The 9,497-nt window shown below is 71.1% G+C and carries 11 protein-coding genes; 7 read left to right on the top strand and 4 right to left on the bottom strand.

Annotated elements, in window-relative coordinates:
• The first annotated feature begins 13 nt into the window (after positions 1–13).
• The 3 genes from AS029_RS11060 (at position 14) to AS029_RS11050 (ending at position 3,363) form a co-directional block, all read left to right on the top strand.
• Positions 14–457, top strand: a complete 444-nt coding sequence (locus tag AS029_RS11060) for a hypothetical protein (RefSeq protein WP_139168093.1) — start codon at positions 14–16, stop codon at positions 455–457.
• A gap of 148 nt (positions 458–605) precedes the next feature.
• Entirely contained in the window at positions 606–2,414 is a 1,809-nt protein-coding gene (locus AS029_RS11055) for a glycoside hydrolase family 15 protein (RefSeq protein WP_175456655.1), read from the top strand.
• A 55-nt stretch (positions 2,415–2,469) separates the two neighbouring features.
• Entirely contained in the window at positions 2,470–3,363 is an 894-nt protein-coding gene (locus AS029_RS11050) for an SDR family oxidoreductase (RefSeq protein WP_058232650.1), read from the top strand.
• A 156-nt stretch (positions 3,364–3,519) separates the two neighbouring features.
• On the opposite strand, the gene AS029_RS11045 is transcribed toward AS029_RS11050, so the two are convergent.
• Positions 3,520–3,981: a GNAT family N-acetyltransferase gene (locus tag AS029_RS11045; RefSeq protein ID WP_058232649.1), complete on the bottom strand. Its 462-nt coding sequence runs from the start codon at positions 3,979–3,981 to the stop codon at positions 3,520–3,522.
• Positions 3,982–4,069: 88 nt separating this feature from the next.
• Here AS029_RS11045 and AS029_RS11040 point away from each other — a divergent pair, with 88 nt between their 5' ends.
• Complete coding sequence (locus AS029_RS11040) at positions 4,070–4,999, top strand: helix-turn-helix transcriptional regulator (protein ID WP_058232648.1); 930 nt, start codon at positions 4,070–4,072, stop codon at positions 4,997–4,999.
• A 4-nt stretch (positions 5,000–5,003) separates the two neighbouring features.
• On the opposite strand, the gene AS029_RS11035 is transcribed toward AS029_RS11040, so the two are convergent.
• Positions 5,004–5,264, bottom strand: a complete 261-nt coding sequence (locus AS029_RS11035) for a hypothetical protein (protein ID WP_058232647.1) — start codon at positions 5,262–5,264, stop codon at positions 5,004–5,006.
• A 139-nt stretch (positions 5,265–5,403) separates the two neighbouring features.
• On the opposite strand from AS029_RS11035, the gene AS029_RS17630 reads away from it, so the two are divergent.
• Positions 5,404–5,562, top strand: coding sequence for a hypothetical protein (locus AS029_RS17630; RefSeq protein ID WP_167345260.1), 159 nt, complete (start codon positions 5,404–5,406; stop codon positions 5,560–5,562).
• Positions 5,563–5,743: 181 nt separating this feature from the next.
• On the opposite strand, the gene AS029_RS11030 is transcribed toward AS029_RS17630, so the two are convergent.
• The gene (locus tag AS029_RS11030) at positions 5,744–6,748 is read right to left on the bottom strand and encodes an epimerase (RefSeq protein ID WP_058232646.1); all 1,005 of its coding nucleotides are present in this window, start codon (positions 6,746–6,748) and stop codon (positions 5,744–5,746) included.
• An 86-nt stretch (positions 6,749–6,834) separates the two neighbouring features.
• Here AS029_RS11030 and AS029_RS11025 point away from each other — a divergent pair, with 86 nt between their 5' ends.
• A complete protein-coding gene (locus AS029_RS11025) occupies positions 6,835–7,428 on the top strand; it encodes a hypothetical protein (protein ID WP_058232645.1) in 594 nt (197 codons plus the stop codon).
• Between the two features lie 256 nt (positions 7,429–7,684).
• Entirely contained in the window at positions 7,685–9,118 is a 1,434-nt protein-coding gene (locus AS029_RS11020; protein ID WP_058232644.1) for a PepSY-associated TM helix domain-containing protein, read from the top strand.
• Here AS029_RS11020 and AS029_RS11015 read toward each other — a convergent pair.
• Positions 9,092–9,481, bottom strand: coding sequence for a GNAT family N-acetyltransferase (locus AS029_RS11015; protein WP_228375936.1), 390 nt, complete (start codon positions 9,479–9,481; stop codon positions 9,092–9,094). The genes AS029_RS11020 and AS029_RS11015 overlap by 27 nt on opposite strands.
• Positions 9,482–9,497 lie beyond the last annotated feature (16 nt).

Raw genomic sequence — 9,497 nt, 5'->3', positions numbered from 1 at the left:
GAGGCGAGTCCACATGGTGGCGACGGTACAACTGTTGATCGCGGCCGCGATGCTGGCGGCCGTGGCTATGCCGATCTTTGTCTGGGTCCTTTATTCTCCGTACCCTGAGCGGGCGTATGAGGTCGGAGCGGCGTGGAACATCCTCGCGCTCTTCGTCGGCGGGGGAATCGTCGCGGCAGCGGTCACGTCCTACGCGGCGCGCGGGTGGGTCTTCTCGCGCTCACGGGACCGAGCGCCCTTCGCGGCGGCGGTCGCGGGCCCGGTCGCAGTCCTCTTGCCGGCTTTGTGGTTGCTCGGTGGCGTGACCGGGGTGCCGGGTCTCGTCTACGTCGTGCTCATCTCGGCATTCGCGACACTCGCTTTCTGGCTCATTATTCGACGTCTCTCGCGCAGTGTCCCTCTGGCGGGCACTGACGTGGGTGGGGCCGTCCCCGAAGGTGAAGCGGGGAAAGACTGAGCACCGACGATTGCATCGAGGTCATGCGCGTCGAGAACAACGCCTCGGGCCCACGGGTCGCAATGACACGAGCGCATGGCCCGTAGCCGCTCGGCAACCAAACGACAACCCCGGCCTGACCGTCTCGCACCGTTCCTAGCGTGAAGACGTGCCCATCGAACCCCCGTCGCCGTCTCGGCCGCTCCGCGACTACGCGGCGATCGGCGACGGTCGCACGGTGGCGCTCATCGGCCTCGACGGGTCGGTCGACTGGCTCCCGCTGCCGAACATCCACTCGCGACCCGTGTTCGCGCGGCTCGTCGACGAGTCGGCGGGAGGCTGCATCCAGCTCGCCCCAGTGGGGGAGTACGAGGTCACCCGCCGTTACATCCCCCGCACGAACGTGCTCGAGACGACGTTCACGACCGAGACCGGCGTCGCCACGCTGACGGATGCCATGGTCACCGGCATCGCCGGCCGCCTGCCGTGGGCGGAGCTCGCGCGACGGGTAGAGGGCGTCAAGGGCGAGGTCGAGTTCGCGTGGTGCGTGCAGCCGGGGACGATGCTGCGGTCAGCGGCGCCGTGGACCGAGCGCATCGACGGCTTCTCGATCATGCGCATCGGACACGTCTCGCTCGCGGTCACGGGTCACGAGCACGGCGTCGAGGGCGAACCGGATGCCGGTGACGAGAGCATCGACGGTGGCTTCACGACGTCGAAGGGGTCGCGACACCTGCTCGTGATCGCTGCGACCGAGGGGGAACCGCTTCGCATCCCGGACGCGCAGAACGTCGACCGCGGAATCGATCGCACCATCGGCGGCTGGACGATGTGGTCGGACGAGTTCTCGTACGAAGGCCCGTGGGCCGACGACGTGCAGCGCAGTGCCCTCGCCCTGAAGCTCCTGCTCTTCAGCCCCACCGGTGCGATCGCCGCGGCCGCGACGACGTCGCTGCCCGAGAACCCCCGGGGTGGCAAGAACTGGGACTACCGCTACGCCTGGGTGCGCGACCTGGCGTACACCGCGCACGCCTGGGTGGGCTTCGGCCTGCGCGAAGAGACGCACGCGGCGATCTCGTGGCTGCTGCGCACCATTCGCCGGAACGGTCCCGAGGTGCAGGTGATGTACACGCTCGACGGCGACGCCGAGATCGGTCTCGAGAAGCACGAAGTCCCGGGGTGGAACGGCAACCAACCGGTCGTCACCGGCAACCCCGCCCAGGGCCAGCTCCAGCTCGGCGTCTACGGCGACCTCATCGCGCTGTGCCGCACGTACGTCGAGGCCGGCAACCGTCTCGACACCCAGACGGGACGCCTGCTCGCCGATGTCGCCGACCGCACGTGCGATCTCTGGCGCCGCGAGGACTCCGGCATGTGGGAGTTGCCCGAGCTGCGGCACTACACCTCGTCGAAGATGGGCTGCTGGAAGGCCCTCGACGACGCGCAGTGGCTCGCCGACGGGGGACACATCCCCGACAACGGCGATCGCTGGCGCGCCGAGCGCGATCGCATCCACGCCTGGGTCGAGGAGCGGTGCTGGTCGGAGGAGCTCGAGGCCTACACGATCGCCCCGGGGAGCCCCGACCTCGACGCCTCGGTGCTGCTGCATGCCCCGACCGGGTTCGACCGGGGAGAGCGCATGTCGAAGACCCTGGATGCCATCACCGAGCGCCTCACCACCGACGACCACCTCGTCTACCGCTACACCGGCATGGACCAGGAGGAGCAGACCTTCGTCGCCTGCGCCTTCTGGCGGGCGACCGCGCTGGCGTGCGTCGGTCGGCACGCCGAGGCGATCGAGGCGATGGACGCCCTCGTCGCCCAGGGCAACGACGTCGGCATCTACTCCGAGATGATCGCCGAGGCCGACGGGGCCTTCTGGGGCAACCTCCCGCAGGCGCTCAGCCATCTCGCCCTCATCAACGCCGCCCTCGTCATCCGCGAACTGGTGGATGACGCCGAGCTCGGCGACCGCTGACCCCTCCGCCGGGGCCCACCGTCCCGGCATCCATCCCCCTCAGAAAGGACTCGCCATGAGCACGCAATACACCTTCACCGACCCGGCGAAGCTCTATGCCGACATCGACCCGCAGTCGCAGGACCAGAAGGAGCCCGGTCTCGACGCCGAGCTGACGCCGAAGGCCGCCCTCGGTGAGGACACCTACGTCGGCAGCGGACGTCTGGAAGGACGCAAGGCCCTCATCACCGGCGCCGACTCGGGCATCGGCGCGGCCACCGCGATCGCCTTCGCCCGCGAGGGCGCCTCGGTCGCGATGTCGTACCTGCCCGAGGAGAAGGTGGATGCCGACCGCATCGCCGGCATCCTGCGCGAGGCCGGCGCCACCGTCGTGCAGATCCCCGGCGACCTGCGCGAGCGCGAGTACGCCAAGACCCTGGTCGAGGAAGCCGTCGCAGGTCTCGGGGGCCTCGACATCGTCGTGAACAACGGCGGCAAGCAGATCTTCAACGAGGACGTCACGACGCTGACCGACGAGCAGTTCGACGACACGTTCAAGACGAACGTCTACGCGATGTTCTGGATCTGCAAAGAGGCGGTGCCGCACCTTCAGCCCGGCTCGACGATCATCAACACCACGTCGATCCAGGCGTATTCGCCGGCGCCGATCCTGGTCGACTACGCCTCGACCAAGGCGACCATCAACACCTTCACCAAGGCGCTCGGCCAGCAGCTCGCGCCGAAGGGCATCCGTGTGAACGCCGTCGCGCCCGGCCCGATCTGGACGCCGCTGCAGGTCACCGACGGACAGCCCGACGAGAAGGTCGACGAGTTCGGCGAGGAGACGCCGCTCGGCCGCATGGGTCAGCCTGCGGAGCTCGCCCCGGCGTACGTCTACCTCGCCTCGGCGGAGTCGAGCTACGTCATCGGCGAGACGCTCAACGTCAACGGCGGCATGCCGACGCCGTAAGCAGCGAAACTCACGAGGGGCCGTCGTCCGGGTGCGGGCGGCGGCCCTTCGGCATCCGTGTGGTTGAAAACAGGGGATGTCACGAGAACAGGCCGATCTCGGCCGGATCCCCCTGTTCTCGTCGCATCCCCTGTTCTCGTGACGGTGCCCGGCAGGTCAGACGAGCGGTTTGCGGTAGAAGATCTCGCCGTCGGCGGTCTCTTCGGTGCGGTGATAGCCCTCGCGCTCGTAGAGTCGCTGATTCGCCTCGCTCAGGCCGCCGGTGAACAGTTCCGCCTCGGTCGCTCCCGCCTCTCGGCCGCGATCTTCGACGGCGGTGAGCAGCTGGGTACCGAGGCCCTCGCCCTGCTGGTCGGGGGCGATGGCGAGGCGGCCGATGAGCAGCAGCTCGCCGTCGAGACGGGCGCGAACGGCGCCGACCACGCGATGGCCGGCGACCGCCACGCAGCCGAGGTTCTCGACGAGCTCGGCCCGGAGCTCCTCCAGCGTCTGGGTGAGCGGAGGCATGTCGGGGTCGCCGTAGATGAGCGCCTCGCTCGCGAAAGCGGCGCGCTGGATGGTCAACACCTCCCCGGCGTCATAGGGGCTGATGGGGCGGATGAGGGGCGAGTTCGACATCGGGTTTCCTTCGCGAGGGGGTGAGGGTGCAGGTTAACTATCATTGGGCTCCGAGCCCCCGACTTTCCGCTGGCGGACGAATCCCCCCATGAACGACTTCTTCACGACGAGCGTCCGCACCGCCGACGTCGCCGAGACCCAGGCCTGGCTGCAGGCGCACTACGGTCACGTCGACGTGCAGGCCGAGCGCGCCTCGTTCGCCGAGATCGCCGTCGGCGATGAGGCGTTCTCGATGCGACGGCTGACGTGGAACTGCCGGGCCGAGGTCATCTACGAGGCGGATCGGTTCTATTTCGCCACCTCGACCCCGGGCTATGCCTGGACGGTCGGGTCGCAGACGGGGGAGTACAGCGTCGAACCGGGCCTCGTCCAGCCCGGCGAAGACCTCGTCGGGCGCCCGGACGACACGATGGTGCAGCTCATCGCGTTCGACACCGCGTGGCTCACGGAATCGGCGCGGGCGATCTACGGTGACGAATCGTTGACCGTCCGCTTCGCCGGCGCAGGTCCCGTGTCGCGCCGCATGCGCGACTACTGGCTGGCCACGGTCCGCTGGTCGCTGACCCAGGTGCCGGTCATGGCGGAGCCGCTGGCTCGTGCGCACGTGCGACGCGCGCTCGTCGCGGCGACGCTGGAGACTTTCCCGCTGCTGGGCGATCCGCGCGAACGACGCGCATCGGCGCTGGAGCAGGCATCGATCTACACCTCGGCCACGGCGTGGATCGACGATCATGCGTCGCTGGCCGTGACCGTCGACGATGCGGCACGGGCGGTGGGTACCTCGACGCAGGGCCTGCGGCGCGCGTTCGCCGCGAACGGCCAGCTCACCGACACCCCGGAGGGGTATCTCACCGCGGCGCGGGTCAGTGCGGCGCACGCCGACCTGATCGAGGCGGATCCCACCTGCGTCACGATCGACGACGTGGCAGCCCGGTGGGGCTTCGTGGACAGTGCCGCCTTCTCGGCGGCCTACCGCGCCGCCTACGGCGTGGCGCCCGAGTCGACGCTCGAGCGCTGAGCGGTCACTGATCGCGGTCGGTGTACTCGCCGGGGTCGTCGAGGTCCTCGCGCGACTCGTCCCCGTGGGGCAGCTCGACGTCGGTGTAGGCGCCGGCTTCGTCGGAGCGGGGCCGGTCCTCGGTGCCGTCGGCGTTCTGGCGGTCGACGTACACGCCGGGGAGGTCTGCGCTGCCGCGATCGGCGGTGCCGTCCGGCAGCTCCAGGTCGGTGTATTCGCCTTCGTCGGGTCCCGTGCCGTGTCCGTTGACGTCGCGTTCAGCCATTGCCGCCTCCTGGGTCGTGGTGGCTCGACGCTAGACCTCGGTGCGCCCGCCCGCAGCGGACTTGACACGGCCGCTGTCGCGGCGGAGGGCGCGTGTCAAGGCGGTGGGAGCGGCGTTCGGGCGGGAGCAGGGTAGAGGCATGCCAGCTCTCGCCATCATCCTCGTCATCGTCGGTCTCGTGCTCCTGTTCCTCGGCGTCTTCGTCGAGGCCGTGAAGTTCCTGCTGTGGATCGGCATCATCGTCCTGATCATCGGCATCATCGCGGCGCTCATGCGCTTCATCCGCCGACAGGTCTGACCGGGGCGCGCGGGCCGCGCCGATCCGAGAACAGGTGATGCGCCGAGAACAGGTCGTTCGAGCGCACATCGTCCTGTTCTCGTGGCATCCCCTGTTCTCGTGACGCGAACGGCCCGCCCCGCACGGTCTGAAACGCCGCTTCCCGCGCCCCTTATCGGCGCGAGGAGCGGCGTCCGGGCTTTCAGGCCGAGAAGAGGTCGCGTGCTCGCGGACGCCGCACCGCGGCGACGGCGTCGAGTGCGGGGCCGAGCTCGGGATGACGAAAGGTGAAGCCGGCGTCGGTGAGCACGCGCGGCACCGCCCACCGGCTCTTCAGCACGAGTTCGGGCTCGTTGCGCAGCAGCGCCATCGCCGGGTCGAGCATCCAGCGGAAGGCCGGGAGGCCCAGCGGCATCCTGGCCACCCGTCGCACCTCGCGCATGACTGCGCGGTTGTCGCTGACGCCGGGAGCGGCGAGGTTCACCGGACCGGCCAGATCGTCGCGGTCGCGGAGGAAGCGCACGGATGCCACGACGTCGTCGATATGGATCCAGCTGAAGCGCTGGCGACCCGACGTGCGGTGCCAAGACGACCACACCGAGCCCGTCGGTCGCGCGCCGATCCCGCGGTAGCGGCGGTGCGGAAACCACCAGCTGTCGATCTGCGGGCCGCCCAGGCCCAGCCGCCCGAGCGCGAGCAGCATGCGGGTGGCGGGGCCGTCGCCCAACACGATCGCCATGCGCAGCGCCACGCGCCGGGTGGTCGGCAGGTCGCCGGCGAAGAAGGCTCGCTCCCAGCTCGTGGCGACGTCGACCGAGAATCCCTCGCCGATCGTCCCGTCGACCTCGTCGTTGCCGCGCTCCGTCTCGTGCCGGTAGATGGTCGCCGTCGAGGCGTTCATCCACACGCGCGGCGGGCGCCGCGCGGCGGCCACGGCGGCGTGGAGCTCGCGTGTCGTGTCGACGCGCGAGCGCAGGATCTCGTCGCGATTCGCGTCGGTGTACCGGCACGACACGATCTTGCCCGCGAGATTCACCAGGACGTCGGCGCCGTCGACGAGGCCCTCGATGGCCGCGGCGTCACCCCAGACCGCCGTGCCGGAGCGTCCGACGGTGGCGACGTCGTACCCGTCGTCCGCGAACGCGGCGGTCAGGGCGCGCCCGACGAAGCCGCTCGCTCCGGCGATGACGACGCGGGGTCGGGGCACGGCATCCTCCAAGGGTCGGTGGCCTCAGCCTAGGGGCGACGCGTCGCGCGTCCGGGCGCGCCGACCGGGCTGACACAATGGATGCCATGCGACACGGCCGGGGTTCACGCGTCGCGAGCGGTGCCGTCGCGGCATCCGTCGCCACCTTCGTCGCGCTGGTGTCGCACGTGTCGGCCGGGGGAGCGATCCCCGGCGTCGTCGGCGTCGTCGTGCCGCTCGCCCTGTCGTTCGTCGTGTGCACGGCGCTCGCCGGTCGGGCCCCGTCGATCTGGCGGTCGGTCCTCGCGGTCGCGGCCAGTCAGGGACTGTTCCACACGCTGTTCGTGCTCGGCAGCTACGACCTCGGCGGCGTGGGCCACGTGCACGGCGCGGCGGTCTCGATCCCCGTCGCCGCAGCGTCGGCTCCGGCGATGACGATGGATGCCGCCATGGCGGGCGCCCACCTCGTCGCGGCCGCGGTGACCGCCGCGGCGCTGCATCGCGGCGAACGCGCGTTCGCGGCCCTGCGCTCCCTTGCTGTTCGCTGCGTCGCCTGGATGCGTGCGCGCCTCCGCGCCGTCGGCTTCTCGCCGGTGCCCCTCCGGCGCCTGCGCGCAGCGGTCCTCGCCGAGGTGCGGCCCATCTCGGTGCTCGTCGTGCGCGCCCGAGCGCGTCGCGGGCCGCCGGTCGCGGCATCCTGAGTCCCACCCCGCCCGGCTGACGGCGGGGTGGTCGGCCGTCGGGTCGAGCGCCGTCGTGCGCTCGCCGACGCCGTTCCGCGTCCTCTCCGGACGCCCCCTCCCTTCTGTGCCCTCCGCCGTGAGCGACGCGCCCTGAGCCGTCTCCGCGCGGAGCGGTCCCGGCAGCGCCGCGACGGCCGCCGGATGACGGGTGCTCCGCGCACCCGGAAAGCGATCTGCGCATGTCTTTTTCCTCCGCCTCCGAGGCGGTCCGCCCGTGACCGCCACCGCCTCCGCCCCCGTGGGCGCCCCGACCCCGCCCGACCCGAGGCGGAGAGGGTGGTTGCTGCCGCTCCTTCGTCGCCTGCACTTCTTCGCGGGGCTCCTCGTCGGTCCGTTCATCCTCGTCGCGGCCCTCAGCGGCGCGCTCTACGCCCTCACCCCGACCCTCGAGCGCGGGATGTACGCGCACGAGCTGACGGCACCCGCGACGACGGGGTCCACGCCGCTCGCCGAACAGGTGCGGGCCGCCGAGGCCTACGTCGGCGGCGGGACGCCGGTGGCCGTGCGTCCGGCGCCCGCGCCCGGCGACACCACCCGCGTGATGTTCGCCGACGACACGCTGCCCGAGAGCACGACACGGGCGGTCTTCGTCGACCCGGCGACCACCGAGATCCGTGGCGACCTGCCCGTCTACGGAACGAGCGGCGCGCTGCCGCTGCGGCACTGGATCAGCGATCTGCACCGTTCGTTGCACCTCGGCGATGTCGGCCGCTGGTACAGCGAGCTCGCGGCATCCTGGCTCGGAATCGTCGCACTGGCAGGCTTCGGGCTGTGGGTCGGCCGTCTCGCGGTGCGGCGTCGGCGTCGGACGCGACGACCCCTCCGCGGCTACCGGCGGTTGTCGACGTGGCACTCGGCCGTCGGCGTGTCGGCGGTGCTGGGGGCGCTGTTCCTCTCGGCGACCGGCATCACCTGGTCGCCGTACGCCGGGGCGCACGTGGCCGACCTGCGGGCGCTCGTCGGCGGGGGCACTCCCACGCTCGTGACGACCCTCGACGGATCCGCCGGGACCGGCGACCACGCCCATCACGGCGGAGCGCGGGAGGGCGGGCACAGCGTCGATGCCGCGTCGTTCGACGACGTGCTCGCCGTCGCGCGGACGGTGAACGCGAATTCCGGCGACGTCGAGATCCGCCCGCCCGCAACCGACGGCACGGCCTGGGTCGTGCAGGAGGTCCACCGCAGCTTCCCGACCGAAGTGGATGCCGTGGCCATCGACGCCGCGGACATGCGGGTGATCGACCGGGTCGACTTCGCCGACTACCCGCTGCTGGCGAAGTTGTCGCGCTGGGGGATCGATCTGCACATGGGCACGATGTTCGGCCTGGCGAATCAGCTGGTGCTGGTCGCGCTCGCCCTCGGCATCGGCGCGCTCGTCGTGCTCGGGTACGCGATGTGGTGGAGGCGGCGGCCGACGAAGGGGGTCGCCGCGGCGCCGGCGCGCGGTGCGCTGCGGCAGGCGCCGTGGTGGGGGACCGGAGCCGTGCTGGCGGCGGCGGTCGCGATCGGGCTGGTGCTGCCGTTGGTCGGCTACACGCTGGCGGCCTTCGTCGTGATCGACCTGCTGCTCGGATGGCGGGCGCGGCGGGGGGAGCGCGTCAGTCGAGCAGCTGATGCATCGTCACCGAGCCCGTCGACGGCTCGGTGAAGCCCAGGCTGCGATACAGCGCTGACCGGGAGGGTCGGCCAGCAGCGTCACGTACGCCCCCTCGGGGGCCTTCGCGCGGATCTCCGCGAGGAGGTCCTCGAGGATGCGGCGCCCGAGACCGCGTCGCTGATGCGAGGGCCGGGTCGCCATGTCGGCGATCGGGAAGTACCACCCTCCGTCGCCGACGACCCGGCCCATCGCGACGGAGCGACCCGTGGCATCCGTGATCCGTCGCCACGTCCAGCTGTTCGTCAGGGCGGGCGCGCCCTGATCGGGGCGCTTCGGGGTGAGTCCCGAGGCGCGGCGGAGTTCGAGGTAGTCGTCGAGCGAGGGGGCGAGGGGCTCGAGGCGCAGATCGTCCATGGCTTCAGCCTGACAG

This window comes from Microbacterium enclense, assembly GCF_001456955.1.
In the GTDB taxonomy this organism is placed as follows: Bacteria; Actinomycetota; Actinomycetes; order Actinomycetales; family Microbacteriaceae; genus Microbacterium; species Microbacterium enclense.
The sequence above is the reverse complement of the archived record's forward strand: the minus strand, read 5'-3'. Positions and strand labels throughout refer to the sequence as shown.

Coding starts and splice junctions, on each gene's coding strand:
- AS029_RS11035 (WP_058232647.1), bottom strand. CDS start 5,264: ATGGCTGAACGCGACGTCAACGGACACGGCACGGGACCCGACGAAGGC.
- AS029_RS11040 (WP_058232648.1), top strand. CDS start 4,070: ATGAACGACTTCTTCACGACGAGCGTCCGCACCGCCGACGTCGCCGAG.
- AS029_RS11015 (WP_228375936.1), bottom strand. CDS start 9,481: ATGGACGATCTGCGCCTCGAGCCCCTCGCCCCCTCGCTCGACGACTAC.
- AS029_RS11045 (WP_058232649.1), bottom strand. CDS start 3,981: ATGTCGAACTCGCCCCTCATCCGCCCCATCAGCCCCTATGACGCCGGG.
- AS029_RS11025 (WP_058232645.1), top strand. CDS start 6,835: ATGCGACACGGCCGGGGTTCACGCGTCGCGAGCGGTGCCGTCGCGGCA.
- AS029_RS17630 (WP_167345260.1), top strand. CDS start 5,404: ATGCCAGCTCTCGCCATCATCCTCGTCATCGTCGGTCTCGTGCTCCTG.
- AS029_RS11050 (WP_058232650.1), top strand. CDS start 2,470: ATGAGCACGCAATACACCTTCACCGACCCGGCGAAGCTCTATGCCGAC.
- AS029_RS11060 (WP_139168093.1), top strand. CDS start 14: ATGGTGGCGACGGTACAACTGTTGATCGCGGCCGCGATGCTGGCGGCC.